Here is a 24,688-nt window from a genome sequence, read left to right as displayed (position 1 = left end):
GCATGGTTGCGGCATACAAGGGACTCGTTATTTGGGATGTTGATGGCACTTTGATTCCTGCGGACTTGCGTTGGCTGCGCAGGGCCGTCGCACGGACATACGGTCTCGAGGAGTCTGAAGTGGTTTTCCCTCCTGCACGCGTCCACGGCTATACCGACGAGTCCATAGTTATTGATACTGCAATCGCGTCTGGAATTTCCGCTGCATTGGCAGAAAGCGGACTAGAAAGATTCAGTGTCGAGTTGGCAGATGTCATGTCCCGCGGAGAGGACGAACTTGCACGGGACCAGCCTGCATATCCTGGCGCGGCCGACACTATCGCCGCCCTGGCAGAAAGTGGGTTCGTACAGACCGCGCTGACTGGAAATTTGCGTGTCGCTGCGGAATTCAAACTCAGGGTAGCAGGACTGGATTCGCACCTCGATCTGAATATCGGCGGCTTTGGCTCAGATGCTCGAGACAGATTTGAACTGCCTGCCGTCGTGTCCGGTCGATTCTCCGAAAAATATGGAGAAGCAGTTGACCCCACGCGAACGATCATCATCGGTGATGCACCCAACGATATCGCAACCGCACGACACGCTGGATTTAGAGTCATTGCTGTCACTCACAGAGTAACGCGCGCCGAATTGTCGCAACACTCGCCTGATTCGATCATTGATTGGTTAGACCCCGATACGACGGTACAGGCCATCGAGTCGATAATCGGCACCATCAGCAGGGATTGAGACTACCGATCTTTTCCCTCATCGCCAGTACCGGCCGTTCATTCTGCCAGGGCGACATCCTCTCGATGGCTCGGTGCGCGCGCTCGATTCCGCGATGATTCCCCATCGCCGCCAGGGCGCTGTATGCGTCTTCAAGAATCCTGCAACCCTCTTCTAGCTCACCGGATAGCGTGTATGCGCTGGCGAGGTCAACGCGCGCAGCAAGTTCGACATTGGGGCTGTCGCCCATTTTGGTGTTCAAAGCTGAGCTGAGAGCAGCGATCGCCCTCTTGGGCTCGTTGAGCAGGAGCTGACTCGTGCCCACATACACCTGAATTCGTGTCGTGTTCCAGTCGCTGAATAATCCTGTGCGGTCACCCTCGGAGATATATTCAGCGGCTCGCTGGGCGCGCATGAGCGCTTCTTCGCATTCCTCCCGCAGCTCAAGTACTGCGTATGCCTGTGCTTGCTCCGCGCCGATCCGGGCTCGTGCGGCGGGTGGTAGACAATCGGCGAACTCAGCGGCTTCCTTGAGAATCCGCAGTCCGATCACCACATCGCCATCCGAGCTGATCAATGTTGCAGCGTCGGACCGTAGATTGCTTTCAAATATTCGCGCAATTCCACTCATTGCCCTGTCTTGCAGCTGGTCTGCAAGCTTGCGGGCGAACGCGCAATGGGTCAGAGCCATCGACCTGTCGCCTACGGCGCTCCAAACGCGGCTTGCGACAACAGAAGTCTCCCCTAGGAGAGCTCCGACCTGCTGTTTGACACGCTCATTTGTGGCAGCACGGAACAGTGTGGCAACAGCGTCCCGATGAGCTTCTATCGGCCCTATCAGTGCGTCGGGCGCAATACTCTGCCGCTGACCGGCGAGAAGATTCGTGACTGCGGTGAAGCTGTCGATTGTCGCCTCCGACACCGAGCGCGACCGGAGAAATGACGTGGCCAACTCAGCATCAAACGCCCGATCGAGATCCAGTTCGGCAGCCACCACAGCCGTCGACTGAACCGCAGCGGCCGGGCCGCGTTCGGACGCCGCCACCAACTCGGTCGATATTCGCCGAGATCGGTGACGTCTGTCGGGCGCTTCGGCGCGCATCGAGACCAGTTCACCGTTCGCGCCGACTGCGGTGTCTATCGCCGCAACCAATTCCGCCGAAGGAAGGCTGGCATCCTCCCATTCACACATGGACACGTACTGGCGTGTGTAACCGATCTGGGCGGCCAACTTGCGCTGGCTGAGGCCCGCCTCGAGGCGCCGCCGCTTGATTTCACGCGCCAAACGGTTCGCGATGGCCGCCGGTTGCCGGTCCGGTTCGGTCAGACCTGTCACCGATGCCCCTCCACGTTTGGATCGATTTGTGTACCCCACGGGTATGGCAAATCCCGTTCCCGCGAGTTGCCACCTTTCTGATCAGTGTAGGCAGCCAGTTTCCTGAGAGCTGAGCAATAGGACGAGCCGACAGGTACCGAGCGGAGATCGAACGATGGCAACCACGGCCCGAGGTGGCAAATCCTCGGCTGACCCGCCACCGACACGTGGAGGTCGGACGAGCCGGGCAACGCCGCGACTCCGTGCAGTACGCCGGGAACCACCGGCCAGCCCAACGCCCAATGCTCCAAGCCTCCCGGCGGCGGGTCGACTTCGATGTCCTCGCCGCCGGGAGAAAACAAATGCCTCACGCCTCGAAATAAGCTCCGCCGGAACAATATACAAGTTTCCGTATATCCGAATCCGGATCATCGATATCCCATCACCGCATACATTCGGCGGCTCCTACCGTCGCTGCAAGCATCCGGTTCGGGATGATGTCGGTCCCATCCCGGCGCACTGATCTGCAAAGAGTGTTGAACAGCCGCGATTTCTCGGTTCCGGTGCTCACCAGACGCATTGCGTTGAGACGCCGACTGGATCGCAAACAGTCGTAGAGAAGGACACGCTCCATGGCCACTACGGTCCCTCCACCGCCCACGCACCGTGTCACCCTGTCGGCCTCGGCGGGAGGCACGGTCAGACAGCAATCCGTGCCGAGCGGCCTGGACGGTCCTGTCTTCGCTCTGCACTCGCCGAAGTTTGGGCGCGATCCGCACCACTTCTACGCCGAAATGCGCCGCTACCATCCGGATTTCGCCCGGGTCGAGTTGGCGCCGGGTGTCATGGCGACGTTGGTGATCGGGTGGGGGCGTGGGGTGCAGATCCTGCACGACTCGGATCGCTTTCGGGCCGATCCGAGTAGGTGGCAGGCCACGATGGATCCGCGGTGCCCGGTCCTGCCGATGATGGGAGACAGGGACAACGCGTTGCGTAGCGACGGGTACGACCATCTCAGATACCGCAAGGCCACCAACGCCGCGCTGAAAGCGGTGAACCTGCACGAATTGCACAAAACCGTCGCCGAACACGGCAGCACGCTCATCGATGCGGTCGCAGCCAACGGCGAGATGGACCTGGTCGCGGACTACGCGGGCCCGCTGGCGTTCCGAACGATCAACGAGATCATGGGCTGCCCACCGGATATCGGTGCCGAGCTTGCCGCGGGCTTCGCGATGATGTTCGAGGCCGTGCCCGACCCTCAGCGGGTCGACGCGATCCTCGATGCCGCGCTGGGGGCGCTGATCGACCTCAAACGTGCCAAGCCGGGTAGTGACGTCACGACCAGGCTGATTCAGCACGCGGGCGATATGAGCGAGCAGGAAATACGTGAGCAGGTCTTGACCATGTATGCGGCGGGTATCGAGCCCTTCCAACACTTGGTGGTCAATACCGCTTGGTTGGTCGTGACCGATCCGCGTTTCGGCGGAGAGGTCGTGAGTGGGACGTGCACGATAAAAAATGCCTTGGACGAGGTCTTGTTCCGTGATTCGCCGCTGGCCAACCTGTGTGTCCGCTATCCCCGTCATCCGGTCCACTTCGATGGTGTCATCTTGCCCGCGGACCAGCCGGTACTCATCGGCATGGCGGCCTGCAACACCGACCCCCGCGTCACCCGTCCCCCCGATGCCACCGGCTACATCGACTACTCCCGCAACGTCTCGCATCTGAGTTTTTCGGCGGGTGCGCATGACTGCCCGGCCCGCGACATCGCCTATCAATGCGCCGCCGACGCTATCGACGAGTTGTTCGATTACCTGCCCGATCTCCGACTCGCCTGCCGCCCCGAGCAATTGGTGTGGCGGCCGGGGCCTTTTCATCGCGCGCTCAAGGCCCTTCCGGTCGTCTTCGATCCGCTGACCGCGCGGCGCGCCCGCCGCTGACCGTTCAACCGAACTGTTCTACCGCGCATTTTCTGATCGTCTTCTCGCCTTTGGAGTTCTGGTATGACCGATTTGCAATCCGTCCTCGACCCGTACGTGCTCGATGCCACCGGTACCGATATTCGTGGTGAAGCCGCTCTGTTGCGTGAGCGTGGGCCGCTGGTCCCGGTCGTGTTGCCCGGCGGGATACGTGCCTGGGCGATCACCACTTCCGAATTGCTCAAGTCCTTGTTCGCCGACGAGCGGGTGTCCAAGGACAGCTACCGGCACTGGCCCGCTTTCCTCGCGGGCGAGGTCCCACTGGACTGGGCGCTGATCACGTGGGTTTCGGTGCGCAACATGTTCACCGCTCACGGCGAGGACCACACGCGGCTACGCAAACTCGTCGGGCCCGCGTTCGCCGCCCGACGGGTCATCGCGCTGCAACCTCAGATCGACCGCATCGTCGGCGACCTGCTCGACGAGCTCGCCGAACACCCGTCGGGATCGGTGGTCGATCTGCGAGAGGAATTCGCCGCTCAGGTGCCGTTGCGGGTGATCACCGAACTGATGGGAGTACCCGACCGTCTCCAACCACGCCTGCGGGTCTGTGTGGGGGAGATCTTCTCCACACTCCCGCAACGTGATCCGGCCCTCACCCTCGCCGAGATGCTGGAGTTGCTGACCACCCTCGTGGCGCTGCGCCGCGCCCAGCCCGGTGATGACATGACCAGCCTGCTCATCAACCACCGCGACGAGGGGGACCGGCTCAGCGAGGAAGAACTGGTCCACACGTTGCTGTTGGTCATCACCGCCGGATTCGAGACCACTGTCAACCTGCTCGATCAAGCCATCTGCGAGGTCGTTACCCGCCCTGCGCTCGGGGCCAAGCTCCGGGCGGGCACCGTCGACTGGCCGCGTCTGGTCGAGGAGACCCTGCGATTCGCGCCGCCGGTGGCGAATCTGCCGCTGCGCTACGCGATCACCGATATCGATGTCGACGTCGCGGGCCAGCAGATCAAAGCGGGCGATCCGATCATCGCCGCGATCGCCGCCGCCAACCGTCGTCGGCCCGGCACCGACGCCGACGAATTCGACCCCAGCAGTCCGAAGACCGAGCACCTGAGTTTCGGTTACGGCCCGCACTACTGCCTCGGCGCGGGCCTGGCCCGGCTCGAAGCCGCGGTCGCGCTCCCCGCCCTGTTCGCCAGATTCCCTCACCTCGCACTCGCTACCGAACCCGAGGCGCTGGAGACGCTGGACAGCTTCATCAGTGTCGGTCACCAACAGCTACCGGTCCACCTGACCCGCATCTCCACACCTGTGGAGGCGGGATAGTGCCGCCGCGGTCGGAGGCCGCTGCTCGGGCTGCCGACCGGGGTGCTTCGTACTGTGAGTCCGCACCCGTGGGGCTGGTGGTGCTCGATACCGACCTCGGCGGTGACCCCGACGACTTCGTTGCCCTGGTGATCGCCGCACGGCTGGTGCCGGAGCTGCTGGTGGTCACCGCTGACGAGGTCGGCGGTCTGCGCGCTCAGCTGGCGCGGCGGGTACTGGGTCTGGTGGGCCGCAGCGATGTCGAGGTCATCGAAGGGATCGACCTGGGCGAGCGGCGTCTGTTCCTGCCCGATCCCGGCCAGAGCGTGCCCGCCTATGTGTTGCCGAGCGTGCAGGAACGCGAGGACCGCCGCCACGAGCTGGCCGACGCCCTGAATCAGCGGATCGTGAATGCCGAGGGTCCGGTCCAGTGGGTGGGCTGTGGGCCGATGACCAACCTCGCCACCCTGCTGCGCGCGGCACCCGAGATCGCCGAGCAGATCACCGTCACCCAGATGGGCGGATGGCTCGATCACTACCGCGATCCCGAACGCGGGGAACACAACCTGCGGACAGACACCCTCGCCACGGGGTGGGCACTGCGGATACTGCCCGCGCCGAGGCTGGTGTTGGCCGACCACACCAACCACGCCGAGATCCGCGTCACCACCGACTGGACGCTGATCCACGCGCTGGACTCCGACAGCGCACCGGAGTGGGCGCGGCTGCTGTCGGCGCATTTCCACCGGTGGATCGCGCGCGGGTATGACGGGTTCTGGCTCCACGACCCCCTGACCCTCTCGGCCGCCCTGGGCTATGAGTTCGTCACATTCGCCGAGACTCGGGTCCACATCGGTGACGACGCACGCCTGTGCCGCGATCCCTACGGCCGTCTCATACGGGCTTCGGCCGATGCCGACTACGCCGGTTTCGTGGCCTGGCTGCTCGAGCAGGTGCGGTGGTGAGCTGGTGAACCAATGCCCGACGTGCGGATGTATCGAATATCGCAGCGCGACACGCGACGATCCCCGTGAACGCGAGGCGACAACCGGGGACGAGTTGCTGAGACCGGCACATGCTCGCGTCCTCGACGCTCTGCTTCCGCTGGACCTCGACCGTGAATACGGCCCGGACGACCCGTTCCGGTGGGTAGGCAAGGACAACTACAGCATCGACCAGGAGATGATCGCCCCCATCAATGTTTGTGCGCCGGGATTCGGTGCCAGTGTCCGCGCAGGGCATGTGTTTCAGTTGCGGGCGGTGGCCGCGCTGGCCGACCGTGGGGTCTGCCAGTTCGTGGTCATCGGGTGCGGGTATCCGCGAGAACGCAACGTCGGCAGCGTCGCCCGTTCGATCATCTCGGCCGCGAGTGTCCTCTACCTCGATGACGGGATGATCGTTTCTGCCTACGGTCTCGCGCTACTCGACACCGAAAACCGTTATCTACGAGCTGATCTCGATGACCCGTACTCGATCCTGGCCGCGATCGAGCACACACGCCTCCGGCCCGGCGGTATCGACCCGAGCCGGCCGGTCGCGCTCGTGTTCGGGTCACTGGTTCTCGAGCGGCTGAAGGACCCCACCACGGTGATCGCGGAGTTGGTCGCCGCGTTCCCGAGCGGGTACCTGGCGGCGACTCACGTGTGCACCGACGCCGACACTGAGGCGGACACCGTCGTGAACGTGGCCACTGTCTACACCGAGTACCACCTGACGATGCGGCCCCGCACCACCGCCGAGGTGGCGGCGCTGCTGGCAGGAGTCGAATTACTCGAACCCGGTCTGACGGTGGCCCAGGACTGGAAACCCGCCCCCACCACGAAATCGGGGGAGGCGAGTGAACGATCATCCTTGGCCGCGCTCGGCGCATGGGGAGGTACGCAATGACCCCCGCACCCCCTACCGGGTCATCGCAGCGGCGGCCGGTCCGGATGCGAACCGACGAGTTGGTGACGTCGTGAGCAACCATCGGATGCCTCTGCACGACAACAAATCCGGCCCGCGTTGTACGAAACTGGACACCCCAGGAGGGCACGGAACCGGGATGAGATCGGTGTCATCACCGTCACCGCCACACACCGACGTGGCCCGGGTCGCGGCGCGCTCGCCCCGATACAGATGCGCACTGGTCAACAGCCGCGATCAGAGGCGGGGGTCACCGCGCTTTCGCGGTCCCGGTGTGGAAGGTGAGACCAGATGAGCCGACATGCGATGTCGGCCAGGGCAAGAGCCGAAGCGCTCACCGCGCATGATCCCTTTCGCCCTCACTGCGGGCGGGTGCACGATTACCTGCTCGGCGCCGGTAAGGATTCCTATGAGGTGGATCAGCGTCTCGGCGCACTCCTGGTCGAGAAGGCTCCCGCTTTCCAGCTGGGCGCGCGAGCGGCCCGAATGTTTTTGCTGCGCGCGGTGCACGATCTGGCGGCCGAATTCGGGATCGCCCAGTTCGTCGAGCTCGGTGCCGGATATCCGTGCGCACCGAATCTGCACGAGATCGCGGGCAGGGTGCTTCCGGGCGCACGCACCGTGTACGTGGACAGCGATGCGGTCGTGGCCGCGCACGGGCGCGCCCTACTCGCGGGCTCTTGCACCGAGTTCGTGCACGCGGATCTGACCGATACCGACACGATCGTGCGAGAGATCAGCGCGACGGTGGACCTCACCGAGCCGGTGGCGATTTGCCTCGGGTTCGTCGCCGAGTTCATCGCCGACCCCCGTGCGGTGATCGACGCGGTCACCGCAATCCTTCCGCCCGGGTCGTATGTGGTTATGAGCCACATCACCGACGACGTGGACACCGAGATGGTCCACCTCGCGCGCGATATCTACCACCACGGCGAGATCGAGTTCTGGCCTCGCTCAGCCGAGGAGATCGCCGCGCTCGTGTTCGGCTTCGACCTGATAGGGCCCGGATTGGTCCCCGTGCACCGCTGGCGTCCGAATGTAGAGCGACCCTCAGCGGGCCGGGCGGGCTTCGGCTGGAATTCGGTATCCAGCGAGTTCTGTTTGGCTGCGGTGGGGAGGCGGTGATGCTCGCGCACCCTCGATTCTCTAGGCGCACGCGGAAAAACCACCGCCCGCCACGACGCCGCCACTCATCAGGAACCGCAATCCCGGAGATCGCATGAGCACTCAGCCACCCCCGACAAAGCCGACGTTGCACAGCGCCGAAGGTATCGCTCTGCCTAAGTCGGCGGAGTTCGTCGATACGCTCGACTCTCAGTTCGGCTCCGAGTACACCCTGACCTTCGTTCGCGCGATCGACGCCGATAACCGCGATGACCAGCCACGTCGGGAGACCGAACTCGCGGCGGCGATCGACATCCTGGTCCGGGCTGGATGGACCCACGAGCAGAGCCGGACGATCGTTCGGAGTCACGTGAAGTTCGTGTATGCCGCAGCAGGCCAGGACCTGCAAGCTCACGTCGACAACGGCGGAACACTGTCAACTCCCCGACGCTCCAGCGGGGGCGAGACGGCATGAGCAGCGCGAACCCTACACAAACCATCGCGCCGGTGGTACCGACCAGGGCCCGCACCGGCCACGGCTCAACGGACCACAGTGTGAGATCGAATAGTGCTATGACGTGGTGTGCTTCGGGCAATGTGGTCGAGCGAACATTCGGAGCGACCGGATGACCGCCACAGCCGGTGCCGATGAATTCAGCGGCACTTACACCGATGACTGTCGACTTGCGGCAGACCCCGCCGAACAGGCAATCGTGGTCGCGGATGCCATCCATGCCCACCGCCGGTTCCGTGGGGACCGATACAGCCAATCACAGCTGCGCATGCTGCTGGTGCTGGCCTCCGCCGAAAGCCCGCGCTCTGCGGCGAGTTTGACCGCGAATGGATTGATCGCCACGACAATCCTCACCTTGGGCGGTCTCGAAAGACGAGCCCTCGTCAGCTCCGAAATAGTGCCCAACCCGAGCTCTGGCCGATCGGCGACGGTCTACACCCTGACCGACAAGGGCCTCACCTTGGTCGATTACTGGCTGGCCACGACCCCCGGCACAACCGCGCCGGGAGCGACGGGAGAAACGGAGGGGAGTGCGGCAGTCGGCGGCGCCTCGGAACACCGGCGCGCAGCGCCATCTGGAGAGAACGGTTCGGCGGTGCCTGCCTCGGCCGCGGGTGTTACCGAGGCGGCAGTGTTGCGGCCGGAGTATGCCGTCAGCGAGGTGTTGGACTTTTTCGAGAAGTGCCCGAACTGTGGCTACACGGCGACAGCAACACGCACCGTTCGGCGGCGCGAGGGCGGCATGGAGACCTCGATCTATCCGACTTGCGCCCTGCCGTGCGGTTGGAACGGGCAGGTCCGCACCGTCTTTCGTGCGACGAGAACTCACCCGGGCAGTGCGGACGTCGTCACCAATACCGCCATCGGTCGAGTGCCCGGATACGGCCGATGAACATATCTTTCCTGCCAGCGGACCGAGAACACCGCGCCACTCTCAACAGAACCGCCAGCGAGGGTGGGCGGTGTGGTGGCTGATACCCGTTGCTCGACACAACGAGGGGGGAGGTGCCCAGAGACAGTGTCGATACCGGCGAATGAAATCCGACAGCAGTGACTTGCGGGTTCGAGATGGCCTGCTCGGGATAGGAGCGTTCTCCTGTGATGGTGTGGCTCAATGGACCGTTCGGCGCCGGTAAGACGACCGTCGCCCAGCAGATAGTGGCGGACAACCCGCTGTGGCGGATATTCGACCCGGAGATGGTCGGGTTCCTGGTTCGATCGCAGTTCCAGGACTTCGGATTCGCTGATTTCCAGCAACTGCGGTCATGGCGACGGCTGACTCCGATCGTTGCGGACGAGATCGCCCGCGAGACCGGCCAGCACCTGGTGATCACGCAAACCGTGCTGGACCAGCAGTACTGGCGAGAGCTGGTGACCGGAACCCGTGCACACGGGCACACGCTGCGCCAAGTGCTCTTGGATGTACGGCCCGAGATCCTGCGGCAACGAATCTGCGATGACGAGGTGTTGCATCGTGCTGCCGGGTGGCGTCTGGAGCATCTGTCGATCTTCCTCGAGGCCCGCACCTGGATGGCGCGCGAGGCTGACTTGGTCGTGGATACCTCCGCCGCGAGCCCTCGCCGAACCGCACTTTCGATCGCCGACGCGATCGGCAGTTGGGTCGAGCAGGACAAGGCGGAACAGAGATCGTGCTCTTCGAGAGAGAGGCGGCGGAGCCGAGTCCGATAGCTGACTTCATCGAGCATTCGATAGCGGTGCATTCGCTGTGATGCACCGCCAAAATCGGATGCGTCGTGCACGAAAATAGTTGTGTAGCAACAAATTACACGTTGACATGCTGTATGACGTTGAATAACACTGGATTTGAAAACGATCGTCGGACGATTTGATCGGGGGACGACACGATGACGCAGGTCTCGACCGAGCATGGGAACTTCCGGATATCGAGGTCATTCAACTTCTGCGCCAGCCATCAACTGTCGTCGCTGCCGGTGGAGCACAAATGCTCGCGGCTGCATGGACACAACTACACGGTCACCGTGGCTGTGGGCGGGGCGACGCTCGATGAGCACGGTTTCGTGACCGACTTCGCGAACCTGGCCCCGCTGGATGAGTATTTGCGCACACGGTTCGATCATCGTCATCTCAACGACGTGGTCGACTTCGCGCCGACCAGTGAATTGCTGGCCCATCATCTGGGTTGCTGGTTCATCGCCGAAGTCGAACCGAATTTGGGTGGCGCGCGTTTGGTGTCGATGACTGTGAGCGAGACATCGCATTCGGCGGCGTGCTGGGAGAGGTCGTGACTGATGGCAACAGGATCGGATAGGGACGCGGTGGGGGATCGGCGGCGTGACACCGTCCTGGTCGCGGAGAGGTTCGTGTCGACCCAGGGAGAAGGCCCCTATGCCGGGCAGCGGTGTGCGTTCGTGCGGCTGTCGCGATGCAATCTGCGTTGCGGCTTCTGCGATACCAAGCAGACCTGGGATTGGTCGCGATACCGCCCGGCCGAGGTGTCGCAGCGGATATCGACAGCCCAGATCGCGGAATGGGTGACCGGCGTGGGCGTGGATCTGCTGGTGATCACCGGCGGGGAACCGATGCTGCAACAACCGGCGATGGCCGCGATCACGCAGGGGTTGAACGCGCGGGTGCAGGTGGAGACCAACGGGACGATAGCGCCGATCCCGGAACTCGCTGAGCGCGTACAGATGTGGGTGGTTTCGCCGAAACTCGCCAATTCCGGTATGCCGCACGCGACACGGATCGTGCCGGACGCGCTGGCGGCACTGACCGCGACAGGACGTGCGGTGTTCAAATTTGTCGTCGCCGACGTCGATGCCGATTTCGCCGAGATCACCGAGTTGCAGACCACTCATGGTCTGTCCCCGATCTGGGTGATGCCCGAAGGCGAGACCGTTGAGGCTGTGGTGGCGGGCTTGGCCGCGATCCACGACAAGGCCGTGGCACGCGGCTGGAACGTCTCGGGTCGATTGCATGTGCTGGCGGGAGCCCGATGAGCGTGTCGAACGGCGAGGCTCTGGCTCTGGATCTGACCTGGGCCGGATTCGGTTCGTGTCTGCGCGCGATGGCTGCACGTATCACCGCCGACGGGCGGCCCAGCGTGGTGGTGGGCGTGCTGCGCGGGGGGATGGTGCCCGCGGTGGCGTTGGCGCATCAGCTCGGTGTACGAGACGTGCGCGCGATCGGCATCGAACACACCCGGGACGAGGGCACCGACGCCGAAAAGTACCCGGAGCCGCGGGTGCTCGACCCGGCGTCGCTGGGTGTCTTCACCCCGGGTGCTGATGTGCTGGTCGTCGATGACGTCGCCGGTTCCGGCGCGAGTCTGGCTGTGGCCTGCTCGCTGCTCCCGGACACGGTGGCGCGGGTGCGCCGCGCGGTGGTTGTGGTCAACACTGTCAACTGGGCGAAGGCGAATGCCGGTGAGCCTCAACAGCATTGTCACTACATCGGCGCCACATGCGCTGGATGGGTTCGTTTCCCCTGGGAGGTTCGATGACTGCGGCAGAACGCCACGATGATCCGCGCCGTACGCGGCCGGGCACGCCGATGATCGGCGACTACAGCATCAATCAGATGGATGACTTCTACGCGGCCCTGGGAGTGGGCCAGGTCAAGGCGAGCGGCATCATGAACCTGATGCAGCGGCTGATCATTGCCGGGCATTGCCACCCCGGAGACAAGGTGGTCGACGCCTGCTGCGGTGGTGGCCTGCAACTGCCGGTGCTCTACCGCTACCGCCCGGATCTGGGCAGCTATCTGGGACTGGATATCAGCCCGGCGAACCTGCGCGGCGCGGTCCTGCGCCAACAGCAACTCGATGCCCACTACGGGCCGCAGTTCCCGATCAAGTTCCTGACCACCGACGTCTCCCAGCCTTGGGGCGTGGGCGCCGATATCGACGTCGTGGTCTACACCTCGGCGCTGGAACATCTGCCGTATCCGGCGGGACTGGCGAGCCTGGGCCAGGCGGCCAACGCGCTGAGCCCCGACGGTCGGTTGCTGTTGTCGACGCCGATCACCCCCGAAGGCGCACCACTCCAATACCGCGTCCACGTCCACGAATGGCCCCGCGAACAACTGCTGGCAGCCCTCGATGAGGTGGGGCTGGCTGTCATGGACGAGATCGGGATCCTGCCGCCACCGACGCACGTGATAGAGCAGGCGCTGAGCGACCGATTCGGCGGCGGTGCCGCCGAGCTGTATCAGCAGCTGTCCGATCGCGTGCCCGATCAACTGCTGGGCCCGGTCATCGCCACGGTCCTGGGGGAATCATCGACCGAGAACCTGTATGTCTGCGTGCGCAAGGATCGATCGTGACCGCGCGCGCACCGCTGTGGTGCAGCGTGGAGGGGATCAACGGCGTCGGCAAGACCCATCTGCTGGGGAAGGTGGCCCAGCGGTTCCCGGCGGGCGAGTATGCGATGGTCGCCGAGCTGACCGACACCCGTGACGCGGTGCCGAGCAAGGTGATCGCCGCCCTCTCGGGCGGGGACACGTTTCTGCGCACCGGCCATCCGCGCACCGAAACCCTGGCGCTGCTGGGATTGAAGGTCCGCGAGTACGAACAGATCCATGCCCTGCCCGATCCGCCCGCGGTGGTGCTCGAAGACCGCGGTGTGGACACCGTGGCGATCTATCAAGCCGCGATCTGGGGCGGGACAGACGCGATAGCCGCGCTGCGCGATCAGCTCGCCGACCTCATCACCGCGACCGCGGCGATATGGCGGCCTCCACCTGATCGGGTGTTGCTGCTCGTCGACGATATCGACGCCTGCGTCGCGCGATACGCCCGCCGTCGCGGGAGCCCGGTCACGACCGAAGAACGAGCACTCATCGAATGCGCGGACCGAATGTATCGCGACCGTGCGCACCGTGATTCGCGCCGTTTTCGCGTCATCGACCGCGCCGGACGCGACGAGGCCGCCGTGGTGGAGCAGATGTTCGGCGAGATCATCGAGGCCGCCGGGGGGCCGCGATGATCTCGGCGGGCAAGACGACCACCGTGCTGTGGGCGCTGCGTAGCCCATGTGACCTGGGTTGCCCGCACTGCTATTTCGGTGTGCTGGAACAGGATCGCCTCGAACCACCGACACAGCCGGGCAAACTCACCCACCTGCCCCATGGTGATCTGGGACTGCCGGTGCTGATGGACTTCCTCTCCGATATCGGCGAATCAGGGATCGAGCGAGTATTCCTTGCTGGCGGTGAACCCCTGAACTGGCCACCGGTCGGCCAGATCATCGCGGTGTTGACCGCCGCGGGAGTACAGGTCGTGGTGTGCACCAACGGCCGCCCTCTGACCCGCCCGGCGATCCGGAAAATGTTGTACGACAACGGCGTGCACGCGGTCTCGGTCTCTCTGGACTCGGCCGATCCAGTGATCAACGACCGTCAACGCCCCACACGGGGCGGTCAAACCGACAGCTGGGCTCGGGTTGTCGCTGGGATCTCCGCGCTGCTCGATGACCGCGGTGACCGGGCGATGAAGGTCGGCATCTACAGCGTGCTGACACGCAACACCCTGGCCGGGATGCCCGACACCGCGCGGTTCGCCGCCGAGCTGGGTGTGGACTATTTCGTCGCGCAGCCGGTCGCGCTCGACCCCGGCCACGAACTGTTCGCCGAACTGGTGCTGCGTGAGCGCGACATACCGCTGCTCGAGGAGGTCTTCGGCGCGATTGCCGCCGCCGATCTCGGCATGAGCCTGCCAGGGGAGCTTTATCCGGCGCAGGTGGTCTCGACAGTGCGGCACCGATTGCAGGACAAACCCGGCTGCTACGGCGGACACCAGCTGGCATTCATCGAGCCCGATGGATCGGTGTGGGATTGCCCGTCAGGGCACATGATCGCCGCACAGGCCGCCGCTGGCACCCAACGGAGCATCATCGGCCACACCGCGGCCGAGTTGTTCATGCCGACCACGTCCGCGCGGGACTGCCCGCTGTTCAGCGGCGATTGTGTGAACATGAACCCGCTGATGGAGTTCGACCGTGTCCTGGGGGATCGGTGATACGCGCCGCTGCGCCGCCGTTGACCGGCGAAGTGGACGCCTACGAAGACGAACTGGCGAGCTACCTCGGCGTCACCGACGTCGTGGCGGTCTCCTCCGGCACGACGGCATTGCAGACCGGCTTGTACGCGGCAGGGGTGCGTCCCGGTGACCGGGTGATCGTTCCAGCGCTGACGGTCGTGATGACGGTGGCCCCGGTGGTGGCGCTGGGCGCGCAACCGGTCTTCGTCGACTGCAACGACGACGGAACCGATTTCGACCTCGATGACCTCACCGCGCACCTCGATGGCGCCACCGCGATCGTGCCGGTCTACCTGTGGGGGCGCGCACCCAGCAGCGACGCGGTGCGCCACCTCGCCGCCCAGCACGGTATCCCGGTGGTCGTCGATGCCTGCCAAGCGCTGGGAACGATGATCGGTCGCACTCACGCCGGGTTGGACGCCACGGTGGGCTGCTACAGCACCCACCAGCTCAAACTGCTGTCCACCGGCGAAGGCGGCTTCCTGGCCACCGACGACAGCGAGCTCGCCGCCACGGCCCGCGCCTACCGATCCCACTGGCTCACCGCACCACCGCGGAGTGCGCCGGCCTCGCGGATCGCCCACAATTTCCGGCTCGCCGAGCCACTGGCCGCGCTCGGCCGCGCCGAACTGGCAGGGCTGGACGAACAGATCAGCTGGCGCACCGAGCAGACTCTGCTGATGATCCGGCTACTGGCCGAGGTGAAGCAGTTGGAGGCGCTGGTCCCGCGACGACAGCGCTGGAACCACTACGCGCCGGTGTTCCGGCTACATCTGGACCGGCCGCGGGCCTTCGCCGAACACCTGGCCGCGTTGGATATCCCGGTGCCGAACTCGACCGGCACCTTCAAACTGATCCCACTGGATCAACGCCCGATGTTCGCCGACGAAACCGCCCCGCGCTGCACAACAGCGGCCACCGTACTGGACTCCATCCTCGCCATAGCGCTCACCCGCGCCGACGACCACACCCGCCAACTCCGAGACCAGCCGCTCGGCGGTGATCGACCGTTCCACCACGTGAAGCAACGATTCGCGGGTGTGTTCATCGATCATCGACGCGATCTTCACCGCCCGACCGTCGGTAGTGGAGTCGAACTGGAAGTCCAACGCCCACACCACCTTCGGCGCGTCGGCCTCGACCGGCGGAACCGAGGACACCCCGGCTCGTTTGCGGGGATGGTGTTGCCGGACCTGCAGGCCCTCCTCGCGCCAGAGCCGGTGGACCTTCTTGATATTGACCCCCGCGCCCTCATCGAACCGCAGAGCCGCCCACGCGCGGCGGAACCCGTGTCCCTGATTCCTGACCGCATACGAGCGCAGCCAGGCCCGCACACCGGCGTCCGGATCGGTCGGGGTGTCCTTGACCGGCAACCGCCGATACGTCGACCGATTCAGCCCAACAACCTTGCACGCGAACCGTTCCGACATTCTCTTCATCTCACGAAGCATGTTCACGGCGCGGCGCTTGGCTGCTGGGCTCAGAATTTTCCAGTCATGATCATGTAGGCGTTCCGCCCCTGGACCGACGGACCTGACTCTGAATTTTCCTGACCGACTCCAGTCGTGTCCTTTTTGGGACCTGTCGATCCATCGGCGCCGGTGGCGGAACGCCGATCGAGCAGAGCCTCGATGCCCTGCACGGGGGTTGTGACCTGATAGGAGCATGTCGCGCCGAGATCGCCGTCTCTTGACTGGCCTGTCCAACCCCTGCGCGTGGCTTCGGGAAACCGGATCGCCGAACAGTCAGGAAGGACGAACCAGTGGCAACCACCACCACCCGGCCGACGATCTTCGTCGGAGTCGACACCCACGCCGACACCCATCACGTCGCCATCGTCAACGAACACGGCAAGAAGCTCGATGACCGCGAATTCGACACGACTGCAACAGGTTATGCCGGAATCGAGGAATGGATCCGTAGCATCGGAAACGTCGCACAAGTCGGAATAGAAGGCACCGGATCCTACGGGGTCGAGCTTGCTCGACACCTGCGCCGACACGACTACGACGTCGCCGAGGTACCCCGCCCGAACCGGCGACTACGCCGCGCTCAGGGCAAATCCGATGCGATCGACGCCTACGCCGCCGCACGCCGACTACTCGACGGATCCGAGATCACCGCCCGCAAGAACCGTGACGGCGCGATCGAAGCCGTCCGCACCCTGCGTGTCGCCCGAAATAACGCCGTCAAAGCCCAGTCCATCGCGATCAACGCGCTACGCGCCCTGATCAGCACCAGCTCAGAAGAACTACGCAGCCAGCTACGCTCGCTCTCGCGCGCCCGGCTGATCGCCACCTGCGCCGCATTCGATCCCGACCTCGCAACTCTGTCCGACCCGATCGAAGCGACCAAACTCGCACTGCGCTCACTCGCCCAGCGCATCACCGACTCCAAGATTCATGCCGATCAACTCAAAAAGCAGCTCGCCAAGCTCCTCGAACAGGTCGCCCCGCACACCATGGCCGTGTTCGCGCTCGGCCCGGACACCGCTGCGGCACTGGTCATCTCGATCGGCGACAACCCAGACCGGCTCACCTCCGAGGCCGCCTTCGCCCGTCTCTGCGGCGTCGCGCCGATCCACCGCGGCGGCGACCGCCAGGCCAACCAAGCGCTACACACCGCCGTCATCGTCCGCCTGCGCTACCACGACAACACCAAGGTCTACGCCGCACGCCGAAAGCGCGACGGAAAGACCACACCCGAGATTCTTCGCTGCCTCAAACGCTATCTCGCACGAGAAGTGTTCCGCGCCTTACGCGCCGACTACCAGAAAATCGCGGCTTGACATCTATAGGAGCGTCCCGCGCGATCTCCCGCAGCGCGTCCTTCTCCAACTCCGCATCCGCCAGCAACCGCTTCAACCGGGCGTTCTGCTCCCGCAACTCCTTGAGCTCCTTCGCCGCCTCGGTATCCACGCCACCGTACTGGCGACGCCAGTTGTACAACGTCGCCGTCGACACCCCGATCTCGGCGGCTACCTCTTCGCCGGTCTTACCGGCAGCGGTCAGCTCGTCGGCACGGCGCAGCTTCCGCACGATGTCCTCCGCGGAATGCCGCTTGCGTCCTGCCATGTCCCTCAGTGTCCCTTCTCAGCCCTCACCAGGCCAAACAAGGACTCTAATACCGATCGGTCTCATCTATTGGGGACGGCCCAATGGGAACGGGAACGACCTGCGGTTTTCGGGTGGGCGGTTGGTGATCGAAACCGATTATCAGTTATAGGCGGGTGGTGCCACGTGTTGCAGGACGCCTCCATCGCGTGATCTCTTATAATAGAAGATGTTGGCCTGTTGTCAGGTGATCGCCTCTGACTCGATCCGTTGGCGAAGATGATTTTGGCTGGAATCTTCTCACTCGGCGTTATCGCGATTTAGGGCTGCATCAACAAATTCCTGAGGTGGAGAGTAGTTGTGCGCAACAACGTAGTGGGCAATCATATCTGGAGCCGCATAGCGCGTGCCGGTATTGCTTGACACTCGGATTTCGCCAAAGCCTAACGGAAAGTCCCCTTCTGGAGACTTCTGTACCGTTGGCGCAGGTACGATATCCGTAGACGGGGGACACAGGTTGCATACATGCCATCCGCGAGTCTTGTTCACTGATTTTCGGCACATTTGGATCAGTGTGTCAATGAAATCTTGTGGCAAAGATTCGCATCGAGCGTAAGGCTCGGCAGCATCTAGCCATCCAATGTTTATCGCACCATCGGCGAACTCCTGAAGATATGAGTATGTCGTGCCGTCTTTGAAGTATGTCATCAGTATAAGCTCCTACATGCTGCCCAATGAACAGTACCCTGATTAGCTCTGAGTAGTTCGGACAGTCTCGTTGATTGATTAACAGTCAGGGGTGTGCCAAGAATATTAAGTCCATGGGGAGGGCTGAGAATATAATCTGGAATCTGCGAACCTGGCCCGAATGTTTCAACGGGCGTTGCAGTACCGTGGAGCTCTATATTGTTGCCCAAGGCGTCACTGATCGGGTCGCCATGCGGACCGTACATATTGACCGAAGTGCCAGGTGGAACCGTGGTCAGGGAGGTGTCGCCGATAGGTATTCCGCCATGTCCGCTGAATACCTGTTCGCCGTCCGGCCTGTGTCCTGGCCGTAGATCCGACGCCTCGCCACTTGAATCGACAGCGAAATTTGGTGCATTTCGATTCGGCTGGTTGTAGTCAGGCGCCAGGCCGAGCGGATCTGACCACGTTACGGGGTTATGCGGGAAAGTGCGAGGGTTATCTGCGGGAGCGAGCCCGAGTGGGTCTGCGGCGAGATAGAGGCCACTTTCTGGGTCGTACACGCGGAAATAGTTGTGGTGCAACCCCGTTTCGGGATCGGCGTACTGGCCCGGGAACCGGAGTGGAGTGGATGCGTTGCCGGTCCAGGTCGTGATGCCCCAGAGAGCATGAGTCGAGGTAGCTTGTTGTCTAGCTGTAGCGAGGTCGATAATTGTTGTCGGAAGGCCGGATATGTCTGTAATTAGAGCCGATTTAGACGCTGCGGTCGGGGTGTCGATGACTTGCGTCAGTGGAGTGTATCTACCGGGGATGTAATGCCATCGGATTGATTTGTCGACTTCAATCTGCTCAACTAATTGAGCTGCGTCGTAGTTGAAATCTTTCCTGTCAAGGATCTGGCCATCTGTTTGATCTAAGCGACTCTTGGTGACTCTTTGTCCATACGGGCTATACGTATATTTCCACCACTCCTTCTCAGGTGTGTAGACGTCCGTGAGTTGGTCGAATGCGTTGTAGCGGTAATGCCAGACTGCGGGCTTACGGGAGATTCGGGTGGTGACTTTGCGGATGAGGCGGCCTGCGGGGTCGTAATAGTAGTGGTTGCGGCCGTCTCGTACGAGGAGGTTGTTGTGGTATTCGCGACCGTTCAGGTGGCGGTGAGGTGAGGACGGGCCGGGTTGTGGATCCTCGGTTGCGGTCGGGAGGCTGGCAGTGATGTTCGAGAGTGCGTCGTATTCGTAGGCTTCGGTGAGGGTGTTGTCGCGGGTGATGGCGTTGACGCGGCCGATGGGGTCCAGAGTGTATGTGGCGCGAGTGGAGGGTGCGTCGCTTCTGGTGGCGGTGTGGTGGGTGAGGTAGCCGTCAGGGCGGTAGGTGTAGTCGTCGCGGCGGATGAGGAACGCGTCGGGACGGGCGGTGGGCGCGTCGCCGAAGTCGAGAGAAGAGGTTGTGGCGGGGAATCCTGTGACTTCTTGGGAAGCAATGCCGCCGACGGGGGTGAAGGTGCGTTCGACGTCGACTTCGCCGATGCGCCATCCAGTGAGGCGACCTGCGCGGTCGTGATTGAACATGATGTCGGTGCCGTCGGCGGTGAGGGCGGTGATTTGTCCGATGGTGTTGTGACGCCAGGTGGTGACCGCGCCGGTGGGAGTGGTGCGGCGGATCCGGCGGCTGCGATGGTCGTATTCGTTGACCATCGGAGGCTGGTCGTCGAGTTGTTGGGTGGCGACTTGGCCTGTGGGGGTGTAGGTGAACTGCAAGGTATGGATGCGGGTTTCGTCGATGCCGTTGATGGCGGTGAGAACCCGTCCGGCGGGGTCGTGGGTATACGCAAGGTACTCGCCGGAGTCGGCGGTAATCGAAGTAAGGTTGCCTAGGATGTCGTAGCGGTGGTGCCGTGTGGTGCCTGTCGCGGGTGTTACGGATGCGACGCGGCCGGTCGCTGTGTATGTGTACGTGGTGGTCGCGCCGGTGTAGTCGGTCCCCGCGACCAAGCGGCCTGTGGTGTCATAGTCGTAGATCCAGCGTTGTCCGAGCGGATTTATGACTGTGGTCAGGTGCAATTCGGTGTTGTAGAGGTAGCGGGTGGTCGAGCCGTCAGGATCGGTGCGGACGGTTACTTTGTCGTAGCCGCCATAGGTGTAGCGGGTGACGCCGCCGTTGCGGTCAGTGTGGGAGAGGAGGTTGTACTCTCCGTCGTAGGTCCAGGTTTCGACGTACCCGTCGGGGTCCACACGCCGCGCCGGTTTGCCCTGCGCCGTCCACTCGTAGTGGGTGGTGTTACCGAGTTGATCGGTGACCTGGCTTGGGCGACCGAACGGGTCACGCCTGATGGTGGTTGTCGACCCGTAGGGGTCGGTGATCGCGACGGGTAGTCCCGCGGGGTCGGTCTCGATTCGAGTGACCGCACCATCGGGGTCGCGGACCTCGGTGATCGCACCGGTGCTGTTGTGGCTGAATTGGGTGCGGGCGTCGGCGGCGTCGGTGACCGCGACGAGGTTGCCGGTTTTGTCCCACTCTCGGTGCGTGGTGGTGCCGTCGGGGTTGGTAATCATGGTCGGGCGGTTGACGTGGGCGTATTCGATGGTGATGTCGGTGCCGTCCGGGCGGGTGATCTTCGCGACGTCACCATCGGAGGTGTACTCGTAGTGGGTGCGTGCACCGTCGGGTTCGGTGACCGACAGTGGTTTGCGGTGTCGGTTGTAGTCGATATGGCGGCGCCCGCCGTCAGGGTTGACGATGTCGCGTAGTCGTAGGTCGGAGTCGAAGCCGTAGCCGGTGGCTCCACCACGGGAGTCGGTGAGTCGAGTAAGTCTGCCGCCGCCATTGCCGAACTCGAGATACTCGAAGTCGGCGTCCATCACACCGCCGAGCCCGCGTTGGGCGATGACGCGACCGGATTCGTCGAAGGTGTTGGCGACCCAACTGCCATTGGAATCGGTCCACGAGAGCATCCGGTGCTGCTCGTCGTAAGCGAATCGGGTAGTACCGCCGACGTCGTTGACAACCGTCGTCAGTTCGCCGTTTTCATAACCGAATTCGCGTACCCGGGTAGCGATGTCGATTCCGTCGACGTCGCCCACGATCGATATCGCGGTGACGCGACCTTCGGCCGAGTCCAGGATGACACGGTAGCCACCGGAATGCGTGACTTCGATCGGTTCGCCGTCGCTGTTGTAGTGGAACCTGATCCGGTTGTGGTGTCGGTCGGTGATGGCGGAAATCGCGAAATTTCCGAGTTGTGTGTCCAAGCCCTCAAGGACAGGTTCCGGTGCGAAGTGCCACACCAATTCCCGCTCCGGGTCCCACAATCGATATCCGCCGACGTCGGTGCGGGTCAGTTTCCATCGTTGACCACCCGTTATTGGCTCCACGCCGACGCCAACCTCGGCATGAGGATAGGGAAGCAGCATCCCGTCTTCGAAAACGACAGTCGCACAGTCGGCTTCCACGACGACTCGCATGTCGAGTGTGGCTGACCAAGATGTGCCGAACCAGCGGCCGAACCGATAGTTTGAATGGTGGGCCCGCTTCAACACCAAGCGGAGGATGCCTGGTAGGTCGACATCGGTGAGTGGGAGTAGAAATTCACCGGTCGCGACATTGACCGGGTCGCCGCCTTCGGTCGTTTGGTCGCGGGTGGAATCGGTTTCGGGCGGATTGTGCTGCCCCGTATCGCCTACGCTCGGTTCGCCGTTGCCACCGTTGTCATTACTGGCGAGGCGTTCATGGGCGTTGTCGGGTTGGTCGGGAGAGCTTCCGGCATCACCATCGTGTGCACCGGTTTGAGTACCGCTGTCGGGATCACCGGCGTTGGTTGTGCCGTCGTCGTGATGCGTCCCGTGGCCACCGGGATCGGTGGCACTCGGAGAATTGTCACTGTCAGGGTGGATCGCCGGGTGGTCGGGTGTGTCCGGGGTGGCTTGTGGGGGCCGACCATCGGGTGATGCCGTGGCCGGATTCGGTTCTGCTTCAGCGGGAGTGGGCTTGCCGGATGGGTTGTCATCGATACCGTTCGGGGTGGTGGCCGGACCGTTGTCGGGTGAACCATCGTGCGGGGCTGACGGCTCCGTGTCCGGGGTTCGTGGGCTCTCTGGTGACGGCACGTCGGGGTCCGGCCCCTTGTTCGCCGGATTCGGGGCGCTATCCTCGATCTGGTTCGACTTCGGTATTTCAGGGTCGGTTCCTAGGGAACTTGTTCCGGGGGCGTCGCCTGCTTGACCGACAGGATTTGTGGCAGGTGCATCGGGAGTGGTGCCTGCCGGTTTGGTCGAGGCCGCGTCCGGGGTGGTGTTCACGGGATTCGTGTTGGGTGCGACCGGCTTGTCAGGGGTGTGGGCGACTGGCGTGGTGCCCGGCGATTCGAGCGGGTGGCGGTTGGCGGCACCGGCTGCGTCGTCGACGAGGTTGCGGCCCGCGTTACCGAGTCTCGCCGCGTCCGATGCCTTGTCGACCGCGCTGGCGCCGAACTTGGTCGCGCCGCCGGCGCCGCCAGTCGCGACGGTCGTCAAGATGTCTCCGGTGAGTGCACCGAGCGCTTCGGACGGGTTTGTTCTGAAGCCGGACAGCATCGCCGATGCGGTCGCTTTAGGGTCGGCGGCGGCCAGGATCATGCCGGTGCCCAGGTCCGACATCGTTGACAGGTACTCGGCGGGATGGGTGATGTTATAGGTGTCGACCGGGTTGATCGATCGGACGAACTGCACGATCCCGGTCAGCGAGGTCAGGAGCCCGGAGGTGAAGTTCAACTTCGCCTGTTCCATTGCCGCGGATAGGTCTTCGAAGTTGCTGCCCCACCGGGACAGGAACGGCGGTTCGGTCGGGGCGATCTCGGTGGCCGCGATGATCGCGGCTGCAGCGGTGTCGGCGGCGGCATCGCGCTGGGTGCGGGCACCGCCCAGGATCGCTTTCGCCTGATCACGCAGTGTCGTCCAGGTGTCGGTGAGTGTTCTACCGTCGTGTTGTTCGTCGGTCTGGGCGTTCCATTCGTTCTTGCGGTCGCGTTCTTCGCGGTCGGCGGCTTCCCACGTCGCGATCGCATCGGAGGCTTTGATCTGGGCGGCGGAGACCTCGTGGGACCAGGCGTCCAGCGCAATCTTGGCTCTGCTCATCGCGTCGGCGCCGTCCCACCACAGTTTCGGCTGCTTGGAATACTCGTCGTGGAATGCCGAGGCGGCCGCGCCCGACCAGTCCGCGATATCGATCTTGCGCAGCGCATCACCTGTTTGGTTGATGGCGGTGCCGATGGTACCGAGGTGTTCGGTCACCTCGTTGATCTTGGCGACGTCGCCGCGGATCAACTCTTTCGGATCGGTGGTTTCGCCGAGTTCCTTCTCCGGCACCGCGCCGCCGGTCGCATCGGCGATCTTGTCACCGAGGTCGTCGAGGAAGTTCGACAATCCGTCTGCGCCAACAGCTTTAGCGACTCGCGATTCGGTATCGAGGACGGTGTTATATGCCTGCCCAACTTTTTCGGTTGCAGTCTCGAGACCGTGTTCGATCTTGTCACCGACGCTGTTGAGGAAATCTCCGATACCCACTACGTGTTTCCCCCACCAGTTTTCGGTGTCTGCTGGATCTCAGCGACCTTGGCCGCGACCCCAGTGTCGAGCGAATACGCCTTGTCCGGGTTGGCGACCAGATACTCACCGACCTGGCCTAATGTAGAGACGTTGTCACCCATGTGAGAAAAAGCGTCGGCAAACGAAGATGTGCTGTAGTCAGGCTGCGCGGCCAGATTCCATGCGTTGTTCGACAGCACCTCACCCCAGTCCATCTTCTCGATATCGGCCTTACTCAAATGCGGGTTGCCAGCCAGGTGGGTGAACATCTGTTTGAACGTGTTCGAGAACTGCTCGTCCATCAGGTAGTAGCGGCCTGCCGACAAGTCCAGGATCTCGGCAATCTCATTGCCCGACTGCACCAACGCCCGCACGCCCCACGACCAGCGCTCAGTGAAAGTCTCGAACGTCGACTGCACGTTCGCCTTTCCCGCTTCTATCGCCGACATCGTCAACTGGGAGAAACCGCGGCCGACCGCGCCGGTTTCCCCGACACCGAGATCGGAGAGATCACCGATAATCGCGCTGATGCCGTTGGCGGCTTGGGTCAACAGCTCCGGGTCGACCTTCATGTCCGACATCAG

At 63.4% G+C, this 24,688-nt stretch carries 21 protein-coding genes and 2 pseudogenes; 17 read left to right on the top strand and 6 right to left on the bottom strand.

All coding sequences use genetic code 11. From position 1 onward, the window contains the following. Positions 1-2 precede the first annotated feature (2 nt). A complete protein-coding gene (locus OG225_RS26665) occupies positions 3-728 on the top strand; it encodes an HAD family hydrolase (protein WP_405177778.1) in 726 nt (241 codons plus the stop codon). Here OG225_RS26665 and OG225_RS26660 read toward each other — a convergent pair. Further along, positions 715-2,043 (bottom strand): helix-turn-helix transcriptional regulator, encoded by a 1,329-nt coding sequence (locus OG225_RS26660; protein ID WP_405177777.1) that lies wholly within the window; start codon positions 2,041-2,043, stop codon positions 715-717. The genes OG225_RS26665 and OG225_RS26660 overlap by 14 nt on opposite strands. A 611-nt stretch (positions 2,044-2,654) precedes the next feature. Here OG225_RS26660 and OG225_RS26655 point away from each other — a divergent pair. The 15 genes and pseudogenes from OG225_RS26655 to OG225_RS26585 all read left to right on the top strand — a co-directional run. Further along, positions 2,655-3,965, top strand: a complete 1,311-nt coding sequence (locus tag OG225_RS26655; RefSeq protein ID WP_405177776.1) for a cytochrome P450 — start codon at positions 2,655-2,657, stop codon at positions 3,963-3,965. Between the two features lie 63 nt (positions 3,966-4,028). Then, positions 4,029-5,282 carry a cytochrome P450 gene (locus OG225_RS26650; RefSeq protein WP_405177775.1) on the top strand — a complete coding sequence of 418 codons (1,254 nt, stop codon included), beginning with the start codon at positions 4,029-4,031 and terminating at the stop codon, positions 5,280-5,282. Between the two features lie 80 nt (positions 5,283-5,362). Further along, a complete protein-coding gene (locus tag OG225_RS26645; protein ID WP_405177774.1) occupies positions 5,363-6,226 on the top strand; it encodes a nucleoside hydrolase in 864 nt (287 codons plus the stop codon). A 94-nt stretch (positions 6,227-6,320) separates the two neighbouring features. Continuing rightward, positions 6,321-7,148 (top strand): SAM-dependent methyltransferase, encoded by an 828-nt coding sequence (locus tag OG225_RS26640; RefSeq protein WP_405177773.1) that lies wholly within the window; start codon positions 6,321-6,323, stop codon positions 7,146-7,148. Between the two features lie 309 nt (positions 7,149-7,457). After that, positions 7,458-8,291: an SAM-dependent methyltransferase gene (locus tag OG225_RS26635; protein ID WP_405177772.1), complete on the top strand. Its 834-nt coding sequence runs from the start codon at positions 7,458-7,460 to the stop codon at positions 8,289-8,291. A 94-nt stretch (positions 8,292-8,385) separates the two neighbouring features. Further along, a complete protein-coding gene (locus tag OG225_RS26630; RefSeq protein ID WP_405177771.1) occupies positions 8,386-8,745 on the top strand; it encodes a hypothetical protein in 360 nt (119 codons plus the stop codon). Between the two features lie 151 nt (positions 8,746-8,896). Then, positions 8,897-9,676, top strand: coding sequence for a hypothetical protein (locus OG225_RS26625; protein ID WP_405177770.1), 780 nt, complete (start codon positions 8,897-8,899; stop codon positions 9,674-9,676). Between the two features lie 209 nt (positions 9,677-9,885). Further along, positions 9,886-10,473, top strand: coding sequence for an AAA family ATPase (locus tag OG225_RS26620; RefSeq protein WP_405177769.1), 588 nt, complete (start codon positions 9,886-9,888; stop codon positions 10,471-10,473). A gap of 176 nt (positions 10,474-10,649) precedes the next feature. Further along, positions 10,650-11,051, top strand: coding sequence for a 6-pyruvoyl trahydropterin synthase family protein (locus tag OG225_RS26615; protein WP_405177768.1), 402 nt, complete (start codon positions 10,650-10,652; stop codon positions 11,049-11,051). Positions 11,052-11,126: 75 nt separating this feature from the next. Then, positions 11,127-11,765 (top strand): 7-carboxy-7-deazaguanine synthase QueE, encoded by a 639-nt coding sequence (locus OG225_RS26610; protein WP_405177767.1) that lies wholly within the window; start codon positions 11,127-11,129, stop codon positions 11,763-11,765. Beyond that, on the top strand, positions 11,762-12,268 hold the full coding sequence (locus tag OG225_RS26605) for a phosphoribosyltransferase (protein WP_405177766.1): 507 nt from the start codon (positions 11,762-11,764) through the stop codon (positions 12,266-12,268). The genes OG225_RS26610 and OG225_RS26605 overlap by 4 nt, the downstream gene beginning before the upstream one ends. Then, positions 12,265-13,089: a bifunctional 2-polyprenyl-6-hydroxyphenol methylase/3-demethylubiquinol 3-O-methyltransferase UbiG gene (locus tag OG225_RS26600; protein ID WP_288048028.1), complete on the top strand. Its 825-nt coding sequence runs from the start codon at positions 12,265-12,267 to the stop codon at positions 13,087-13,089. Before OG225_RS26605 ends, OG225_RS26600 begins: the two co-directional genes overlap by 4 nt. Next, positions 13,086-13,751, top strand: coding sequence for a hypothetical protein (locus OG225_RS26595; RefSeq protein WP_405177765.1), 666 nt, complete (start codon positions 13,086-13,088; stop codon positions 13,749-13,751). The genes OG225_RS26600 and OG225_RS26595 overlap by 4 nt, the downstream gene beginning before the upstream one ends. Then, positions 13,748-14,782 (top strand): radical SAM protein, encoded by a 1,035-nt coding sequence (locus OG225_RS26590; RefSeq protein ID WP_405177764.1) that lies wholly within the window; start codon positions 13,748-13,750, stop codon positions 14,780-14,782. The genes OG225_RS26595 and OG225_RS26590 overlap by 4 nt, the downstream gene beginning before the upstream one ends. Continuing rightward, a pseudogene (locus tag OG225_RS26585) lies at positions 14,779-15,741 on the top strand (DegT/DnrJ/EryC1/StrS family aminotransferase); the annotation flags it as partial. The gene OG225_RS26590 and the pseudogene OG225_RS26585, both read left to right, overlap by 4 nt. 291 nt (positions 15,742-16,032) lie before the next feature. Here OG225_RS26585 and OG225_RS26580 read toward each other — a convergent pair. Continuing rightward, positions 16,033-16,233: pseudogene (locus tag OG225_RS26580) on the bottom strand (IS3 family transposase); the annotation flags it as partial. Positions 16,234-16,565: 332 nt separating this feature from the next. Here OG225_RS26580 and OG225_RS26575 point away from each other — a divergent pair. Beyond that, positions 16,566-17,591 (top strand): IS110 family transposase, encoded by a 1,026-nt coding sequence (locus OG225_RS26575; RefSeq protein WP_405177763.1) that lies wholly within the window; start codon positions 16,566-16,568, stop codon positions 17,589-17,591. On the opposite strand, the gene OG225_RS26570 is transcribed toward OG225_RS26575, so the two are convergent. The 4 genes from OG225_RS26570 to OG225_RS26555 form a co-directional block, all read right to left on the bottom strand. After that, positions 17,524-17,877 carry a transposase gene (locus tag OG225_RS26570; RefSeq protein WP_405177762.1) on the bottom strand — a complete coding sequence of 118 codons (354 nt, stop codon included), beginning with the start codon at positions 17,875-17,877 and terminating at the stop codon, positions 17,524-17,526. The two genes, OG225_RS26575 and OG225_RS26570, sit on opposite strands and share 68 nt — an antisense overlap. Positions 17,878-18,156: 279 nt before the next feature. Continuing rightward, the gene (locus OG225_RS26565; RefSeq protein WP_405177761.1) at positions 18,157-18,564 is read right to left on the bottom strand and encodes a hypothetical protein; all 408 of its coding nucleotides are present in this window, start codon (positions 18,562-18,564) and stop codon (positions 18,157-18,159) included. Continuing rightward, on the bottom strand, positions 18,564-24,083 hold the full coding sequence (locus tag OG225_RS26560; protein WP_405177760.1) for a putative T7SS-secreted protein: 5,520 nt from the start codon (positions 24,081-24,083) through the stop codon (positions 18,564-18,566). Before OG225_RS26560 ends, OG225_RS26565 begins: the two co-directional genes overlap by 1 nt. Further along, positions 24,083-24,685, bottom strand: coding sequence for a hypothetical protein (locus tag OG225_RS26555; RefSeq protein ID WP_405177759.1), 603 nt, complete (start codon positions 24,683-24,685; stop codon positions 24,083-24,085). Before OG225_RS26555 ends, OG225_RS26560 begins: the two co-directional genes overlap by 1 nt. Between the last annotated feature and the right edge of the window lie 3 nt (positions 24,686-24,688).

The sequence above is a fragment of the Nocardia sp. NBC_01377 genome (genome assembly GCF_045040005.1).
Taxonomy (GTDB): domain Bacteria; phylum Actinomycetota; class Actinomycetes; order Mycobacteriales; family Mycobacteriaceae; genus Nocardia; species Nocardia noduli.
Note: the sequence above shows the minus strand (reverse complement) of the source record. Positions and strands in the feature narration are given on the sequence as shown.

Excerpts from the sequence above, each read along its gene's own strand:
- OG225_RS26665 (WP_405177778.1), top strand. The coding sequence starts at position 3 with ATGGTTGCGGCATACAAGGGACTCGTTATTTGGGATGTTGATGGCACT.
- OG225_RS26655 (WP_405177776.1), top strand. The coding sequence starts at position 2,655 with ATGGCCACTACGGTCCCTCCACCGCCCACGCACCGTGTCACCCTGTCG.
- OG225_RS26650 (WP_405177775.1), top strand. The coding sequence starts at position 4,029 with ATGACCGATTTGCAATCCGTCCTCGACCCGTACGTGCTCGATGCCACC.
- OG225_RS26635 (WP_405177772.1), top strand. The coding sequence starts at position 7,458 with ATGAGCCGACATGCGATGTCGGCCAGGGCAAGAGCCGAAGCGCTCACC.
- OG225_RS26630 (WP_405177771.1), top strand. The coding sequence starts at position 8,386 with ATGAGCACTCAGCCACCCCCGACAAAGCCGACGTTGCACAGCGCCGAA.
- OG225_RS26625 (WP_405177770.1), top strand. The coding sequence starts at position 8,897 with ATGACCGCCACAGCCGGTGCCGATGAATTCAGCGGCACTTACACCGAT.
- OG225_RS26620 (WP_405177769.1), top strand. The coding sequence starts at position 9,886 with ATGGTGTGGCTCAATGGACCGTTCGGCGCCGGTAAGACGACCGTCGCC.
- OG225_RS26615 (WP_405177768.1), top strand. The coding sequence starts at position 10,650 with ATGACGCAGGTCTCGACCGAGCATGGGAACTTCCGGATATCGAGGTCA.
- OG225_RS26605 (WP_405177766.1), top strand. The coding sequence starts at position 11,762 with ATGAGCGTGTCGAACGGCGAGGCTCTGGCTCTGGATCTGACCTGGGCC.
- OG225_RS26600 (WP_288048028.1), top strand. The coding sequence starts at position 12,265 with ATGACTGCGGCAGAACGCCACGATGATCCGCGCCGTACGCGGCCGGGC.
- OG225_RS26590 (WP_405177764.1), top strand. The coding sequence starts at position 13,748 with ATGATCTCGGCGGGCAAGACGACCACCGTGCTGTGGGCGCTGCGTAGC.
- OG225_RS26570 (WP_405177762.1), bottom strand. The coding sequence starts at position 17,877 with ATGGCAGGACGCAAGCGGCATTCCGCGGAGGACATCGTGCGGAAGCTG.
- OG225_RS26565 (WP_405177761.1), bottom strand. The coding sequence starts at position 18,564 with ATGACATACTTCAAAGACGGCACGACATACTCATATCTTCAGGAGTTC.
- OG225_RS26555 (WP_405177759.1), bottom strand. The coding sequence starts at position 24,685 with ATGTCGGACATGAAGGTCGACCCGGAGCTGTTGACCCAAGCCGCCAAC.